The organism is Ruminococcus callidus ATCC 27760 (assembly GCF_000468015.1).
GTDB lineage: Bacteria > Bacillota > Clostridia > Oscillospirales > Ruminococcaceae > Ruminococcus_C > Ruminococcus_C callidus.
In genome coordinates this window covers 1,852-2,206 of record NZ_KI260392.1, presented here as the reverse complement: position 1 = coordinate 2,206, position 355 = coordinate 1,852, and the positions used below count along the sequence as shown (strand labels likewise).

General features: G+C 49.3%; 1 protein-coding gene. It reads right to left on the bottom strand.

Annotation, left to right across the window (positions count from 1 at the left end; genetic code table 11):
• Window positions 1-71 precede the first annotated feature (71 nt).
• On the bottom strand, window positions 72-355 hold a 284-nt coding region (locus tag RUMCAL_RS16950; protein ID WP_021682038.1), incomplete at its 5' end, for a hypothetical protein.

The window sequence follows — 355 nt, the reverse complement described above, 5'->3', positions numbered from 1 at the left end:
CCAGCCGCCAAAAATGGCAGTAAAAAAGCCGCCGGCCAAGCCGACAGCTACACAAATGGTATCTTTCATTTTCAACCCTCCAGTACTTTCAGGAATCGGATTTTCGGGTGGGAATTGTTGCTTCTGCCTGCCCATGCAAGGTAATATTCGCCGTCAGAAATGCCGGTGCATTCTGTGATGGTGGTGATAAAGGTTTCCGACTGCAGCCATTGGAAATCCAGAGAAACCGCACGATTTGCATCAATCTCTGTGTTCACATACACACCAATAGGAATGTCGATCTTCTGCGGTTTCTGCACCAGATACAGGCTTCCGGCTTCGCTGGAACCCGACTGATAGGACATCACGATTTCCG